General features: G+C 64.4%; 12 protein-coding genes. 8 read left to right on the top strand and 4 right to left on the bottom strand.

The annotated features are described in order from the left end of the window. The first annotated feature begins 146 nt into the window (after positions 1-146). The 6 genes from ASC48_RS03085 to ASC48_RS03060 all read left to right on the top strand — a co-directional run bounded on the left by ASC48_RS03085 (position 147) and on the right by ASC48_RS03060 (position 6,843). On the top strand, positions 147-680 hold the full coding sequence (locus tag ASC48_RS03085) for a cytochrome b (RefSeq protein WP_055454803.1): 534 nt from the start codon (positions 147-149) through the stop codon (positions 678-680). A gap of 249 nt (positions 681-929) precedes the next feature. Further along, positions 930-1,178: an acyl carrier protein gene (locus ASC48_RS03080; protein ID WP_055454372.1), complete on the top strand. Its 249-nt coding sequence runs from the start codon at positions 930-932 to the stop codon at positions 1,176-1,178. Continuing rightward, complete coding sequence (locus tag ASC48_RS03075) at positions 1,178-2,359, top strand: acyl-CoA dehydrogenase family protein (RefSeq protein WP_055454371.1); 1,182 nt, start codon at positions 1,178-1,180, stop codon at positions 2,357-2,359. Before ASC48_RS03080 ends, ASC48_RS03075 begins: the two co-directional genes overlap by 1 nt. A gap of 31 nt (positions 2,360-2,390) precedes the next feature. Continuing rightward, a complete protein-coding gene (locus tag ASC48_RS03070) occupies positions 2,391-3,299 on the top strand; it encodes an amino acid--[acyl-carrier-protein] ligase (protein ID WP_055454370.1) in 909 nt (302 codons plus the stop codon). Position 3,300: 1 nt separating this feature from the next. After that, positions 3,301-4,302: a DUF1839 family protein gene (locus ASC48_RS03065; protein ID WP_055454369.1), complete on the top strand. Its 1,002-nt coding sequence runs from the start codon at positions 3,301-3,303 to the stop codon at positions 4,300-4,302. Between the two features lie 93 nt (positions 4,303-4,395). Continuing rightward, positions 4,396-6,843 (top strand): glycosyl hydrolase 2 galactose-binding domain-containing protein, encoded by a 2,448-nt coding sequence (locus ASC48_RS03060; protein WP_055454368.1) that lies wholly within the window; start codon positions 4,396-4,398, stop codon positions 6,841-6,843. Here ASC48_RS03060 and ASC48_RS03055 read toward each other — a convergent pair. The 4 genes from ASC48_RS03055 to ASC48_RS03040 are packed head-to-tail and all read right to left on the bottom strand — an operon-like array spanning position 6,831 to position 12,325. Next, on the bottom strand, positions 6,831-8,579 hold the full coding sequence (locus ASC48_RS03055) for a serine aminopeptidase domain-containing protein (protein WP_055454367.1): 1,749 nt from the start codon (positions 8,577-8,579) through the stop codon (positions 6,831-6,833). The two genes, ASC48_RS03060 and ASC48_RS03055, sit on opposite strands and share 13 nt — an antisense overlap. After that, positions 8,563-9,720 (bottom strand): glycoside hydrolase family 5 protein, encoded by a 1,158-nt coding sequence (locus ASC48_RS03050; RefSeq protein WP_055454802.1) that lies wholly within the window; start codon positions 9,718-9,720, stop codon positions 8,563-8,565. Before ASC48_RS03050 ends, ASC48_RS03055 begins: the two co-directional genes overlap by 17 nt. Next, positions 9,720-11,096 (bottom strand): lipopolysaccharide biosynthesis protein, encoded by a 1,377-nt coding sequence (locus ASC48_RS03045; RefSeq protein WP_055454366.1) that lies wholly within the window; start codon positions 11,094-11,096, stop codon positions 9,720-9,722. Before ASC48_RS03045 ends, ASC48_RS03050 begins: the two co-directional genes overlap by 1 nt. Then, positions 11,093-12,325, bottom strand: a complete 1,233-nt coding sequence (locus tag ASC48_RS03040; RefSeq protein ID WP_055454365.1) for a glycosyltransferase — start codon at positions 12,323-12,325, stop codon at positions 11,093-11,095. Before ASC48_RS03040 ends, ASC48_RS03045 begins: the two co-directional genes overlap by 4 nt. 225 nt (positions 12,326-12,550) lie before the next feature. Here ASC48_RS03040 and ASC48_RS03035 point away from each other — a divergent pair, with 225 nt between their 5' ends. Together ASC48_RS03035 and ASC48_RS03030 are read left to right on the top strand one after the other, a co-directional pair. Further along, positions 12,551-13,636: a polysaccharide deacetylase family protein gene (locus tag ASC48_RS03035; RefSeq protein WP_208975521.1), complete on the top strand. Its 1,086-nt coding sequence runs from the start codon at positions 12,551-12,553 to the stop codon at positions 13,634-13,636. Further along, positions 13,633-14,790, top strand: a complete 1,158-nt coding sequence (locus ASC48_RS03030; protein WP_055454364.1) for a glycosyltransferase family 4 protein — start codon at positions 13,633-13,635, stop codon at positions 14,788-14,790. Before ASC48_RS03035 ends, ASC48_RS03030 begins: the two co-directional genes overlap by 4 nt. Positions 14,791-14,793: the final 3 nt, after the last annotated feature.

The following is a 14,793-nucleotide window of genomic DNA, read 5'->3' as shown; positions in this document are numbered from 1 at the left end:
AGAGGTAAATAGGGTTTACCTTGCCTTTGTCGACACTACGCATGGTGGAGGCGTTCCGATGCAGGGCTCACGTAATCGTGACAGGCCTTGCCTTCGGCGTCCCGCATGCGATCCTGTTTGACGCATGGCAGCAGGGAGAGGCTGTGATGAGCAGGGATACGTACCGGTATGGGGGTGGTGCCCGCCTGTTTCACTGGGTAACGGCGGGGCTTGTGCTCGCCATGGTGCCCGCCGGGTTTGTCATGGTCCGTGTCGGCCCCGGCAGCCTGCAGAACAGCCTGTTCGACTTTCACCGCTCGGCCGGCGCCGTGCTGATGGTGCTGACGCTGGCGCGCCTCTTCTGGCGGCTGCGCCATCCGCCGCAGCCTTTGCCTGATGCCATGCCTGTCTGGCAGCGCCGGGCGGCGGGCATCGTCCATGCTCTGCTTTATGGGTTTCTGCTGCTCAATCCGTTGATCGGCTGGGTGGCGACCTCCGCCTATGGCGCGTCGATCGAAGTTTTCGGCCTCTTCACCCTGCCGCCGCTGACAGGGCAGGACCGGGAACTGGCAGCCAGTCTCTTCCGCCTGCATATGGCGCTGGGGCTGGCCTTCACCGCGCTCATCTTCCTGCATATCGGAGCGGCGCTGCATCATCATTTCGTGCTGCGGGATGATACGCTGCGCCGGATGCTGGGATGAGGCAAGGCAGCTATTCTGCTCGAAAGCCTCATGCGGGTATGCTGCTTTGGCGGTTTCCTAAGGGAAAAGATCTAAGCACGCAGAGTAAGTTTATCGCAGGTTAATGAAAACGGACGAATTGCAGTCTTGATTTAACTGTATTGTATCTTTGCGCGTGCCATGATCCCTGCGATTGCCTATCCTCCGCCAAGTTCCATCACGGCCCGGTGCGAGAGGGTAGGGCTGGCATTGTTGGGGGTTGATAATTCAATGACTGCTACGATCCGTGACCTGATTTCCCGGCATGGCGGATTGCCTGTGCCCGTCGATACGCTGCGCGATGAGGATGACCTCTACGAAGCGGGCCTGTCGTCTTTTGCTTCCGTGCAGCTGATGCTGGGGCTGGAAGAGGCCTTCGATATCGAATTTCCCGAGACGCTGCTGAACCGCAAGACCTTCGCCTCGATCGCGGCGATTTCTGCGGCCATCGCCTCGCTGACAGCCGGACAGGTGGCGTGATGAACGAGTTGCGGCCGGTTCGTGCCCTTGCCCTGGCCGAGCGTGCAAGGCGCGCTGCGGCCGTGGCTGGCGCCCATGCGGATGATGTGGACGCTTCCGGGCGCTTCCCGCAGGAGGCGCTGGATGCCATGCGGGCGGAGCGTCTGCTTGGTCTGCAGATTCCGGCGTTTCTGGGCGGCGAAGGCGCCTCCACCGCAGAGCTGGCGGAAGTCTGTTCCATTCTCGGTCAGGCCTGTGCCGCGGCGGGCATGATCTTCGCCATGCACCAGATCAAGGTGTCGAGCCTTGTGGCGCACGGGCAGGGCGATGCGTGGCACGAAGGCTTCATGCGCCGGATCGCGGATGAACAGCTTCTGCTTGCCTCCGCCACCACCGAAGGCGGCATTGGCGGCAACCTGCGCAACTCCATCTGCGCCGTCGAGGTGGCGGACGGGGTCTGCCGGCTTGAGAAGGATGCGACTGTCATTTCCTATGCGGAGGCGGCGGATGCCATCCTCGTCACCTCGCGGGCAAAGGCCGATAGTGCACCGTCCGATCAGGTGATGACCGTATTTCTGAAGGGCCAGTACAGCCTCGACAAGACCCATCACTGGGACACGCTGGGCATGCGCGGCACCCGTTCGGACGGGTTCCTGTTCAAGGGCGAGGCGCCGGCCTGCCAGATCCTGCCCAAGCCCTTTGCCGAAATCGCGGCCCAGTCCATGCTGGTCTATTCCCACATTCTGTGGAGCGGCGTGTGGTTCGGCATTGCCGCCGATGCCTTTGCGCGGGCACAGGCCTTCGTGAAGGCGGCAGCGCGCAAGAGCCCCGGCTCCGTGCCGCCCGGCGCCTTGCGCCTGGCCGAGGCGTCCAATCTGCTGCAACTGGTGAAGGCCAACATTCTGGCGGCGCTGCAGCAGTATGAGGCAGCGCGGGAGGACGAGACGCGGCTGTCCTCCATGAGCTTTGCCGTTTCCATGAACAATGTGAAGATCGCCTCATCGCAGACGATCCTCGACATCATCAATCATTGCCTGCTGGTCTGCGGCATCATGGGCTACAAGAATGGCACGCCCTACAGCCTTGGCCGCCATCTGCGCGACGCGCATTCGGCGCAGCTGATGATCTCCAACGACCGCATTCTCGGCAATACCTCCACGCTTCTGCTGATGAACCGGCAGGACACCAGCCTGCTCGGCTGAGACATTCCAGACACAGACCTCTGGGGGACACATGGACATGCAGGCTTCCCTTCTCGACCGGCTGTTTGCCGCCGGTCATCTCATCGACACGGGTGTTGACGGCCTCTATGGCCGGGGCGGGGTGTTCGAGGATGTGATCCAGCGCTTCGATGCGCTTGTTTCGGCCTTCGGGGCGGACCAGAATGCCGAGGTCATCCGTTTTCCGCCGGGCATGAACCGCGCGCATTTCGAGGGCTCGGGCTACATGAAGAGCTTCCCGCAGCTGGCCGGCACGGTGCACAGTTTCTGCGGCTGCGAGCTGGACCATGTGAACCTGCTGCAATGCATGGCCGGGGGCGGTGACTGGACCAAGGGGCAGGAGGCAACGGATATCGTGCTGACGCCGGCCGCCTGCTATCCGCTCTATCCCACCGTGGCGCGGCGCGGGCAGCTGCCGGAGCGCGGCGGCATCTTCGATCTTCAGTCCTATTGCTTCCGTCATGAGCCGTCGAAGGACCCGGCGCGCATGCAGCTGTTCCGCATGCGCGAATATGTGCGCATGGGCACGCCGGACGAGGTGATGGCCTTCCGTCAGTCGTGGATGGAGCGCGGGCAGAAGCTGATTGCCAGCATCGGCCTGCCGGTTGCCATCGATGTGGCCAATGACCCGTTCTTTGGCCGGGCCGGGCGCATGCTCTCCAACAACCAGCGCGACCAGAATCTGAAATTCGAGCTGCTGGTGCCGGTCACCTCCACCGAAAAGCCGACCGCATGCTTGTCTTTCAACTACCATCAGGACCATTTCGGCAAGACCTGGGGCCTCACCACGGCTGACGGTGAAGTGGCCCATACCGCCTGCGTCGGCTTCGGGCTTGAACGTGTGGCGCTGGCGCTGTTTGCTCACCACGGCCTCGACACCGGCAGCTGGCCGGCTGAGGTGCGCAAGGTGCTGTGGGGCTGAGATGGCCGTGACGGACAAGGTGTTTCCGGCGCTTTCGCCCGAGACCTATCAGCGCCATGCCCTGCATGACCTGTCGCGCGACTGGCCGGAAACCAACTGCTATCTCGACATATGGATCGAGGTTCTGGCCGCGCTCGGCCTGCCGCCGGAGGCAGCGCTGGGCTTTGCCATCACGCAGGATTTCGAGGGCGACCAGTTCACCTTCTTCAAGGTGCCGCTGGAGGATCTGGAAACGCTCTTCGGCCTGCGGGTGACGGAACTTGCCATCTACGACCGGGTGGAGCTGCATGTGGCAGAGCAGATCCGCCGCGGGCGCCTGTGCCTCGTCGAGCTGGACAGCTTCTTCCTGCCGGACACGCAGGGCACCGCTTACCGCAAGGAACACGGCAAGACGACAGTGGCCGTCAACCGGCTCGACCTTGAAGCCCGGCAGATGGACTATTTCCATAACCTTGGCCTGCACCGGCTGGAGGGGGAAGATTTCGACGGCATCTTCCACCGCAATGCTGCGCCGGACGCCCTGCCGCTGCTGCCCTACACCGAGTTCGTCAAGTTCCCGGCTGCATTGCCGCAGGAGCCGGAGATTGCGGATCGCGCCGCGAAGATCCTCGCCCGCCATGTTGCCGCAAGGCCTGAAGCCAACCCGGTGCGCAGCTTTACCGAAGTCTTTGCCGGGCAGGTGGAGGCGATTGCGGATCGGCCCTTCGGCTTCTTCCACCTCTATGCCTTCAACACCCTGCGTCAGCTGGGCGCGAATTTCGAGCTGTTCGCTGCACATCTTGAGTGGCTTTCAGCCAACCAGGCGCAACTTGGCGGCCTGGCGCCGCTTGCCGCTCATGCCAGGACCATTTCATCCTGCGCCAAATCGGTCCAGTTCCAGCTCGCCCGCGCCGTGATGCGCAAATCCTTCGACCGGCTGACACCGGCGCTGATGCCGGCTGCCGATGCCTGGGATGAGCTGGTGGCGGGGCTGGTGGCGGTTTGTGGTGACGTGCGTGGCTGAGTTGCCTGACATTTGGCCGCAGCGCCCCTCTCTCCTCTTGAGGGGGAGAGGAAGGGTAGCGAGATTGCAGGCCTCCTCTGAAGGCCCGGGCGTATGATGATGGCAGGGCGCAAGCTTCTTACCACAGACTGGCGCATGGTGGTGCTGCCGGTTGGGACCGTTGCAACGCTTGAGGGACTGGCGGAGCTGGAGAGCATTCCCGCGCCCGTGCCCGGCACGGCGGCGGAAGCGCTTGCGCGGGCGGGACGGTTTGATCCGGCGGTTCCCATGCCGCTGCAGGACCGGGATATCTGCTACAGCGCGGAAGTTCCCGCCCAACCCGGCCGTCACCGGCTCATCTTCGAGGGGCTGGCGACACTCTGCGAGGTCTGGTGGAATGGCACTTGTGTGCTGGAGACGGGCAACATGTTCCGAAGCTACGCCGTTGAGGTGGAGGCTGAGGCCCGGAACACGCTCGTTCTCGTCTTCCGGGCGCTGACCGGGCTGCTGGCCCGCAAGCTGCCGCGCGCCCGCTGGAAAACCATGCTGATCGATGAGCCTGCCCTGCGCGGCATCCGCACCACGCTGCTCGGCCATATGCCTGGCTGGTGCCCGGAGATCGAGGCCGTGGGACCGTGGAAGCCGGTGTGGATCGAAAGGGGGGATGCAGATGCGCCCGTTCTGCAGACCATGGCAGCACATCTGGATGAAGACGGCACCGGGCATCTCGTTGTGCACATGTGCGCAGCAGCGAAGATGGCGGGCGCCATGGTCCGCTGCGCCGGTCACACTGCGAAGCTGAAGCAAACCGGCCCCGGCACATTCACGGCCGGTCTCCACTTGCCCGGTGTGGCCCCCTGGTGGCCCGCAACCCATGGCACCCCAGCCCTGCATGACGTGGTGCTGGAGCAGGACGGCGTTGAGACATGGCTCGGCCGCACCGGCTTCCGCCGCATCGGGGTGGACCGGGGAGCGGATGGCAAGGGTTTCGGCCTGGTCCTCAATGGTCTGCCGGTTTTTGCCCGTGGCGCGGTCTGGACCAGTGCGGACCTCTTGGCGCTGCGCGATGACCGGAAGGCCTGCCGCCCGTATCTGGAGGCGGCGGTGGCGGCCGGGTTCAACATGATCCGCGTGCCGGGCCTGAGCGTTTATGCCAGCGATGACCTGCTCGATCTGTGCGATGAACTGGGACTGATGCTCTGGCAGGATTTCCAGTTCGCCAATTTCGATTATCCGATGGCTGATGAGGCTTTTGCCGCCTCCGTCGAGGTGGAGGCGCGGCAGGCGCTGGCCCGCCTCAGCCTGCATCCCTGCCTCACCGTGCTGTGCGGCGGCAGCGAAATGCAGCAGCAGGCGGCGATGATGGGCCTGCCTGCAGAGCGGCGCGCCTGTTCGCTTTCGGGAGAATTGCTGCCGTGCCTTGCGGCGGAAGAGGCGCCGCGCATTCCCTTCGTGCCCAACTCCCCCTCCGGCGGCAGCCTGCCATTCTATCCGGGGGAGGGCATCGGCCATTACTACGGCGCCGGCGCCTACCGCCGCCCGCTGGAAGATGCCCGCCGCGCCAATGTGCGCTTTGCCGGCGAGTGCCTTGCCTTCGCCAATCTGCCGGATGAAGCAGGCCTTGCCGGCCGTAAACCGTCAGATGCGGACTGGAAGGCGCTGGCTCCCAAAGACCGGGGTGCAGACTGGGATTTCGCGGATGTGCGGAATCATTATCTCAGGGAGCTTTACCGGGTGGACCCGCAGGCGCTCGCGGCAGAAGACCCGGCGCGCTATCTCCTGCTGTCGCGCGCCGTCAGCGGCGCGGTGATGGCGGAGACCTTTGCCGAGTGGCGGCGGGTTGGCTCTTCCTGCCGGGGTGCTTTAGTGCTGGCTCTGAGCGATCTTGCCCCCGGCTGCGGCTGGGGCCTGATCGCGGCGGGCGGGGAGCCCAAGCCGGCGTTGCAGGCCCTGGCGCATGTGCTGCGCCCGCTTCAGGTGCTGGCGCTGGACGAGGGCACCAACGGCCTCGACGTGCATCTACTCAATGAGACGGGGGAACCGCGCCGGGTGAAGCTCACCTTGCAGGCCCTGCGGGACGGCCATGTGCCGGTGCTGAGTGCTGCCCGCGAGATGGAACTTGCCGCCCGTTCGGGGCAGATCATCCCTGCCGTTGATCTGATCGGCAGCTTCTTCGACATCACCTATGCCTATCGTTTCGGCCCGCTGCCGCATTCCGTTACGGTGCTGCGCCTCATAGATGCGGAGACGGGAAAATGCCTCAGCGAGGCGTTCCATTTTCCCGCAGGCCGCAATCTGCCGCTGCAGGATCTGGGTCTGACGGTGGCGGTAGAGAGATGCGAAGACGGCAACTGGGCGCTGGAGGTGGCCGCCAGCCGCTTTGCGGAAAGCCTGCATGTGGAGGACCCATGCTTCATTGCGCAAGACAACTGGTTCCACCTTGCGCCCGGAGCACCGCGCCGCATTCGTCTCAGGCGCAGAGCCTCTGCACCGGCTGATGCGGCACCGCGCGGTCTCGTCTCGGCGGTCAATGCGCTGGCAGGTGCGGGTTACGAGGGCTGAGCTGCCTTCAACAGATGGGCGAGCCAGACGGCCCGCGCTGCGGGCGGTGTCAGATTGTGATCGGCCGTTTCAAGGAAGGTGACGGACACACCCGGCAGGCTGGCTGCCTTGGCGCCATTGGGCCCAAGCGCCTGTTCCAGATAGGGCAGGCCGGGGTCGTTGGGGCTGTAGATCAGGTCTATGGTCTGGTCGCGTCCGGAAACAAGTGCCAGATCCGCGGCGATCTGCCGTTGCAGGCGGGATGAGGGCGTCAGGCCCATGGCCCAGGGCGCCGTTTTCTCTTCGGCCTTTTGCAGCGCCCGTCCGGCCATGTATTTCAGCAGCCGCAGCACCGGCACGCCGCCGGAGAACAGCTTGCGCAGCTTGTCCGGGTCCAGCAGCTTGCCCGCATAGCCGGCGGCATCGTCATGGCCGAAATGCAGCAGGTCGGCGATATCCTCGCGCCGGTCCCACAGCAGCCGCTGCAGGTTGACGCAGACCGCTGCCTTGATCCGTGTGTCTGCCACGGCCCCGCGAAGGGCGAGATAGGCGCCGCTGCAGGCACCCGTTGCGATGACTTGGGAGTAGCCGCGTGCGCTCAACCAGTCGAGCGCATCCGTCACGTCCTGCATCTGCGGGGCGCTGTAGTGGACGGGATAGAGCCCCTCCGGTGCGGCCACGCTGTCGCCAATGTCCGAAGCATCAACCCGCAGCGAGGCAATGCCCCTTGCGGCCAGTGCCCGCGCCATGTCCCGCATGCCATGGGCCCAGCCGGTGCGCGGCGTGCCGCCTGCGGAAAAGGCCAGAACCACGGGGCCGGCTGTTTCCGGTTGGCTCACAGGCTTGCACCAGGTTCCGGCCATCTGGCCGTACCGGCCCAGCATGACGGTTTCCTCGGTGAAGCTGGCGGCGGTCAGGATCGCCGGACTTGCCGGGGCAGCAGCGCGGGCAGGGGGCTCGGCCGGCAAGACCTGTTCCAGCCACAGGGCCAGTCCGGCGAGATCATCCAGCGGCGCCTGCGACAGGGTCGGGTCCGTGACCATGGCGTCATAGCCGGCAAAATCGAGCCGCGTTGCCTTGGCATGCGTGGTGGCAAGATCCGAGGCAAAGTCCTCTTCGGCCGTCCGTCCGGGACGGGGCATGACGAGGACGGGCAGGCTGGCCGGAATGTCCTGCGCAGTCATCCGGCGTGAGCGGATGGCGCCCGCCAGCCCCTCAGGCATGGCGATCCCGGCCACATGAAAGGCGATACCCGGCACCGGCGGCGTGGAAACACCCGTGCGCTCTGCGATCATGGCCGCATTCAGCTGATTCTCCCGCAGCCAGCTGCGGCCCGAAACGGGCGGCGCCATGAGGATCAGCGCGGCGGCACTCTGCGGCTGACGGGCCACCCGGTCCAGCGCCAGAAGCGCGCCAAGGCCAAGCCCTGAGAAGATGAAGCGGTTGCAGGCGTGGGCGGCGCTCAAGGCTTCGGCCGCCTCATCGAGGGCGGTTGCGGCCTGTTCCAGTCCGTCAATCTCTTCCGGATTGCGCAAGGAAGCACCCATGCCGGGCAGATCGAACCGCAGCACCGGATAGCCTGCAGCGGCCAGCCGCTCGGCCAGCAGCCGCATGCTGCGCCGGGCGCAGAGGCCGGTGTAGCCCCAGTCTTCGATCAGGATCACGCCCGTTTCTGCGGGTGGCCCCATCACCAGCGCGGGCTCATGTGTCAGGGCAACCGGGGTCTGTGCCGTCACAGTGTCAGCGCGCGGGGGCATCGGCCGAACCGGTTCCTTTCTGGCTCCCGTCCGGGCCGCGCAGCTGCCAGGCCCCAGCCGGAGCCAGCGAAGCGCAGGCCGGGATCTGTCCGGTCACGGGATCAAGGATATAACGCTGCACCACCCGCATCTGCGGCCGTTCGATGCCATTGTCATCGGGCTGGATGGAGAGCGGATAATCGCCCCACCAGTCACCGGCGGCCCAATAGGTCCAGCCGATCCAAGTGTCCGGGTTGTCATTGACGAAACCGGCCATGCGGCCGATGGCATCGAGACAGTCCGGGCTGGCGGTGCCGCCGAATTCGCCCAGCAGCGCCCGGTTGCCGGTGGCCTTCAGCCAATCCGTGACCCGGCGGAGGGATTCAATCGCCGTATCCGTCGCCGGGCAGGTTCGGTTGGTGCCGGAAAAATCGTGGTCGGGATACTGGTGGATGTCGAAGGCGAAATTGTTCAGAGGGTCAATGACTCCGGTCATCACCTCAGCATTGCTGCCGCCGTTTTGCTCCGCGAACCAGTGATAGGCACTGGTCCAGATGGTGCCGGGCACCAGGATCATGTTGTCCGCGCCATTTTCCCGGATCGCGGCGATGGCCGCATTGACGGAGGGCAGCCAGAAGGCTGCATCCATGTAATCCGGCTCGTTCTGCAGCTCGAACATGACTTGAGGATCGCCCGCGTGAAAGGCGGACATGCGGCGCCAGAAATCCACGAAGGCGGCGGTTGGCACCTCCGGCGAGCCGATCTGCATGCCGGCAAAGCGGGCGTTGGTGTGCGGGTCCAGAATGACGGTGAAGCCCATCTGCCGCGCCATGGCAACGCTGGCCAGCAGGGGCGTCAGTTCCCGGTCATCAAGCGGGCCGTAGAGTTCGGGCTGCAACCGTTCCCACTTGAAGGGAAAGCGGACGATGTTCATGCCCTTGCCGGCCAGATAGGTGAGGGTCTTCTGCGTCGGGTAGAAATGGGTGGTGCCGAGCTTGCCGACCGTATCGCCAAACTCTGCCCCGGCCACATTGGCGCCGCGCAGGCAGGTGAGGGTCTGTGCTGATGCAGGCAGTATCGCAGCGGGCAGGCACAGCAGGGCGGTCAACAATCTGGCGATGAGCCTTGCGGGTGCAGGCCCGGCCGATGCGCGCCCCGCCATCATTGCCCGTCCTTATGGCCGGGTGTGGCGCTGGCCACATTGCCCTGCCGCCAGTTGCGCAGAACGGTGACGATGGTGCTGGCCATATTGTCCACCCCCATGTGCTTCAGCGACCAGTTGCGGCAGAGATAGAGCACGGCAACGCTGTGCAGCGTGCCAATCGCCGCAATGCCGGCCATGCCATAGACCGGCGCGGCCAGCGCCAGTGCGCCGATATAGAAGGCAAAGGCGACCGACCGCATGGCTAGAAAGTAACGCTCGCCGCCGCCGATCATCAAAAGGCTGCTGCCGGGACCGAAGAAGGCATGCAGCACCGGCAGCAGGCACAGAATCACCAGAACGTCGAAGTGTTCGGCAAAGCTCGGCTCGAACAATCCGAGCGCAAACTTGCCGATCAGCATCATGAACATATAGGCAAGCAGCGTTCCGGCAAAGCTGGCGGCGGAGAGGATCGAGATCAGATATTGTGCCCCGGCGGTGTTCCGCTCCTGAAGCTTTGCAGAAACCATGGGCACGCCGACGGTGTCGATGATGGTGACGGGCAGCATCAGCAGCGCGGCAAGGCGGAAGGCGACGAAATAGAAGGCGGCGGCCTCAAGGCTCAGGAAGATGCCGATGAGGATGGTTTCCAGATAGAGCGAAGCCGAGACGAAGAAGCTGTTGGCGGTGAAGAACAGGCTTTCATGCGTCCATTCCCGCTTCTGGCTGCTGCCGCCTGCCATGTGCGTCTGCCGCAGGAAGCCCCGGCCTTCCAGCGCCAGCATGCGCAGCACCTGATAGCCGACCACCAGTACCAGAAGCACCGTGGTGATCTCCATCGCCCTGGCACCGGAATTCATGAATCCGGTCCAGGTGAAGAACGGGAAGCAGAGAAGCGTGAGGATGCGCCAGATGTTTTCACGCGGTGTCAGCGCCAGACCGACATTGCCCTTCACCCGGAAATAATACTGCATGTACTCGCTGACGGAAAAAACCGCAGCGAACACGAAGGCCACATGCAGGGCCTGATAATGCAGCTCAAGACCCTGCCGGAACGGATAGATGAGGGCCGTTGCGGCCGCCAGAAACAGGGCGCCGCAGGCAAGCCAGACCGCGTTCATGCGCAAGAGGGCCGCATTGCCGGGCGCGTCTTCTGGCTTGCCGGTGTTGCGGTAATGCTTGAGCAGCAGCACGTTCTGGCCGAGCACCAGAACGAGGCCCAGCGACGAGCCGACCGAGAACAGGAAATTGTAGAGGCCGTATTCCTCGATGCTGAGCATGCGGCTGGCCATCAGCAAAACGGAAAAGCTGAGCACGGGCGAGGCCAGCCGGCTGACCAGCGACCAGAGAAACTCCTTCACATTGACGCGGGACAGGGCCTGACGGATTGCATTCATTCGGCGTCGGCCTCTTTCAACACCGGTGCGGCCGCTGTTTTGCGCCTGCGGATATGCTCCAGGAAGCCGCTGAACTGCGGTCCGATCACCTCAGGCAGATATGTTCGGGCAGCGGCCAGCGCGCCTGCACTCAGCGCGGCATAGCGGTCTGCACAAGCAGCAGTTTTCAGGATTGCCTCCTTGAGGGCGGCCGCATCGGCTGGCGGCACATGGAACCCATTGACCCCATCTACGATGTTTTCGGCCACGCCGCCTATATTGGTCGAAATGACAGGAATGGCATGGGCAAAGGCTTCGATCGATGACCGGCCGAAGGCCTCGCGCCCGATGGACGGATAGGCCAGAACGTCGATGCCTGCAAGGAACTCGTCCGCCTTCACCCAACCGTGAAACACCGTATTGTGTTCGGGAAACCGGCTGCGCACTTCTGCCGCGTAATTGTCCCGGCATGCACCTTCCCCTGCGATGTGGAACTCGATGCTCCGGTTGTCCGCCAGCAGGCGGGCGGCATCAGCGAGATAGGCAAGGCCCTTGAAGTGGCTGTGCAGCCCCAGAAAGCCGACCCTGAGCGGCCGTTCTTGCGGGAAGGGGCGCGGCGCAGAGGCCTGCAGTCCGGGCAGAACGGCGGGGATGCGGCGCATTTCCGCGTTGGGGAAATAGCCCTCCAGCCGGTGCCGGTCCAGCACGTCCTGCGACTCGCCCACCACCCCGTCGACAAAGCGGGTGAAGCCGCGCTTGCCCAGAGAGCTCAGCTTGCAGCTGGTACACTGGCGCGCGCAGTTTTCCGACCGCTTCTGCATCACCGAATTCCAGCAGATCAGGAAGGAATTGAAGGCCGTATGCACCACAGGCAGGCCTGCCATCTTCGCCGCTGCCCAGCTCGCCACATTGATATTCTCGATGCTGACGGTCAGAAACAGATCAGGCTGCGTGCGCGCAATCTGCCGGCGCATGGCCAAAAATGCGAAGGGATTGCCGTTTTCAAGGGCATGCCAGACCGGCTTCTTCCAGCCGGCCTTGCGCTTCATGTAGTCCCAATAGACATTCGGGCTGGCGATCCGGTGCACCCGGATGCCGGACACCTCTTCCTCCGCATCCGTGTCGCCCACATTGACGACGGTCAGGTCCGCTCCCTGCGACTGCAGCATCTTCGCCAGCATGAAGGAGGACGTCTGGGCTCCTCCGGGCAGGTTGGGGGGGAAGGCGGCACAGGCCATCAGGATGCGCATAGTCTGGGCTCGTCGTCGTTGCGGTTGGTCCTTGATAGCCGAGGAGTCTTGAGGAAACGTAAGGTCAGCCGCAGAGCAGACACGATTACGCCGCCGTATTGGTCAAATCTGACCCTGCGGTAAAGACGGATTTGATCAAGCCCTTGTTAAAACAGCTGTGCGATTGTCGCCTTGAGATGACGGCAGCAGCTGGAAGCGGCAGATCGGAAACGGAAACAGGCCCTCATGACACCAGTGGTGCCCGGCATTCCCCTGAAGGCGAGGATCAGGGCGTCGGTTCTCTCGGGAACCGCGCGCCTTCTGCATGGCCTTGGCCTGGATGCCGTTGTCGGGCGGCGTTATGGCGGCAGCGGCGTGGTGCTGATGTTCCACGAATTCGTCCGCGACAGTGCACAGACGCTGGGGCATGGCTGCCGGATCGATGATTTCGAAGCCATCCTTGCCGGACTTCAGCGACAGGGCCGCGCGTTCGTCACGCTGGACGAGGCACAGCGGCGGCTTGAGACAGGCGATACGCGCCCTTTCGCTGCGCTGACCTTTGATGATGGCTACCGCTCCAACGTGGAACTGGCCCTGCCGGTGATGGAACGCCACGGGGCATCTGCCACCATCTTCGTGCCAACGGATATGCTCAACCGCTCCGTCAATGCCTGGTGGCTGGGCCTGCGCGAACTGGCATTGCACCATGACAGGCTCGCCATCGAGCCCATGGGGCAGATCATCGAGAGCCGTACCCGGGCTGAAAAGGCAGCGGCGCTGGAGCATATGACCGCCTGGGTCTGGGCTGACTTTGCCAGAGCCGCCTTGCTGCCGGATGTCTTTGCCGCCCATGGGCTGGACATGCCGGGCCTCGTGGACCGGCTGGCGATGACGACGGACGAGGTGAAGGCCATCGACCGGCACCCGCTCGTCGAGATCGGTGCCCATACCACCACTCACCGGGCGCTGGCGCTGCTTGCAGAGGCGGACGTGGAGGCGGACATCGCCGCCAACAAGACGCATCTCGAAGCCTTGCTGGGCCGTGAGGTCCGCTGGTTTGCCTATCCCTATGGGGCGCCGTCGATCAGCGGCACCCGGGAGGCGGAGATCCTGCGCAGGCTTGGCTTCCATGGCGCGGTAACCACCGAGCCGGGCTGCCTCTTTCCGCAACATGCGCAGGCGCGCTGGCTCTGGCCGCGGCAGAATGGCGAGTTCGCCGCGCATACCGTGCCGCAGGCGCTCAGCGGTGCCCATGGTGTGTTCCGTGCCCTGCGCAGCGGCTGGGGCGAGCCTGCCGCCAATACGCACCCAACCTCAGGACCTTCTTCATGACGGCACCGCTTCCCGAACCTGTCTCGCCTTTCGCAGGCAAGACCATCGTGCACGTGGTGCGCCAGTTCTACCCGATGATCGGCGGGCTGGAGGATGTGGTGCGCAATCTCGCCGGCCGCCAGATTGGGCGCTTTGGCCGGGTGAAAGTGGTGACGCTGAACCGCCTGTTCATAGAGCCGGACCGCCTGCTGCCAGCGAAGGAGACGATCGACGGCTTCGAGGTGCGGCGCATCCCGTTCCGGGGCTCGCCGCGCTATCCGCTGGCCCCGTCCGTCTTTGCAGAGCTTGGCGAAGCCGATCTCATCCACGTGCATGCGGTCGATTTCTTCTTCGACAGCCTTGCCTGGACATCGCCTTTCCGCCGTACACCGATGGTGGCGACCACCCACGGCGGCTTCTTTCATACCGCCGATCACAAGCGGCTGAAGACGCTCTGGTTCAATACCGTCACGCGGCTTTCCGCCAGCCGTTACCGGGGCATTGCCTGCTGCAGCGAAAGCGATCTGGCCACCTTCGCCCGCATTGCACATTCCCGCGTGCGGCTGATCGAGAATGCGGCGGATCTGGAAAAATTCGGCGGCGCCGCCTCGCCCGTGCCGGTGAAGGGGCTGATGACCATCGGCCGCTTCTCCCACAACAAGCGGCTTGATGCGCTGCTCGACATGATGAAAGTGCTGGCGGCAAAAGACGGTGCGTGGCATCTGCACATCGCGGGCAGCGGCTCGGACTGGAGCGAGGCGGATGTGCGCTGCATGATCGCGGAGCGCGGGCTTGAAGCTGCGGTGTCGCTGCACTGCAATCCGTCCAACACCCGTATCCGCGAGGTGATGGGCCGTTGCAGCCTGTTCGTCAGCGCCTCGAATTACGAGGGCTTCGGCGTTGCCATGATCGAGGGGCTGAGTGCCGGTCTCCTGCCGGTGGTGGAGCCCAATACGGCCTTCGTTTCGCTCGCCCGCAAGCATCCGATGGTCCGACTTGCCGGCTTTGGCGATCCGGCCAAGGCGGCGCAGGCGGTGGAAGAGGCATGGGCGGCGTTGACGGCAGATCCTTCGGCTCAGCGTCAGGCGGCCATTGCCTCGGCGGCGCAGCACGGCTGGGCTGGAACGGCGGCCGCCTATGAACGGCTCTATGCGGATGCCCTGAGGTTGACTTGATGT

The sequence above is a fragment of the Pannonibacter indicus genome (assembly GCF_001418225.1).
GTDB classification, from domain to species: Bacteria; Pseudomonadota; Alphaproteobacteria; order Rhizobiales; family Stappiaceae; genus Pannonibacter; species Pannonibacter indicus.
Note: the sequence above shows the minus strand (reverse complement) of the source record. Positions and strands in the feature narration are given on the sequence as shown.

What these genes read in the sequence shown, in the direction of transcription:
- ASC48_RS03055 (WP_055454367.1), bottom strand. Translation starts at nt 8,579, where the DNA reads ATGCCCCCGCGCGCTGACACTGTGACGGCACAGACCCCGGTTGCCCTG.
- ASC48_RS03035 (WP_208975521.1), top strand. Translation starts at nt 12,551, where the DNA reads ATGACACCAGTGGTGCCCGGCATTCCCCTGAAGGCGAGGATCAGGGCG.
- ASC48_RS03075 (WP_055454371.1), top strand. Translation starts at nt 1,178, where the DNA reads ATGAACGAGTTGCGGCCGGTTCGTGCCCTTGCCCTGGCCGAGCGTGCA.
- ASC48_RS03065 (WP_055454369.1), top strand. Translation starts at nt 3,301, where the DNA reads ATGGCCGTGACGGACAAGGTGTTTCCGGCGCTTTCGCCCGAGACCTAT.
- ASC48_RS03030 (WP_055454364.1), top strand. Translation starts at nt 13,633, where the DNA reads ATGACGGCACCGCTTCCCGAACCTGTCTCGCCTTTCGCAGGCAAGACC.
- ASC48_RS03080 (WP_055454372.1), top strand. Translation starts at nt 930, where the DNA reads ATGACTGCTACGATCCGTGACCTGATTTCCCGGCATGGCGGATTGCCT.
- ASC48_RS03060 (WP_055454368.1), top strand. Translation starts at nt 4,396, where the DNA reads ATGATGATGGCAGGGCGCAAGCTTCTTACCACAGACTGGCGCATGGTG.
- ASC48_RS03070 (WP_055454370.1), top strand. Translation starts at nt 2,391, where the DNA reads ATGGACATGCAGGCTTCCCTTCTCGACCGGCTGTTTGCCGCCGGTCAT.
- ASC48_RS03085 (WP_055454803.1), top strand. Translation starts at nt 147, where the DNA reads ATGAGCAGGGATACGTACCGGTATGGGGGTGGTGCCCGCCTGTTTCAC.
- ASC48_RS03040 (WP_055454365.1), bottom strand. Translation starts at nt 12,325, where the DNA reads ATGCGCATCCTGATGGCCTGTGCCGCCTTCCCCCCCAACCTGCCCGGA.
- ASC48_RS03045 (WP_055454366.1), bottom strand. Translation starts at nt 11,096, where the DNA reads ATGAATGCAATCCGTCAGGCCCTGTCCCGCGTCAATGTGAAGGAGTTT.
- ASC48_RS03050 (WP_055454802.1), bottom strand. Translation starts at nt 9,720, where the DNA reads ATGGCGGGGCGCGCATCGGCCGGGCCTGCACCCGCAAGGCTCATCGCC.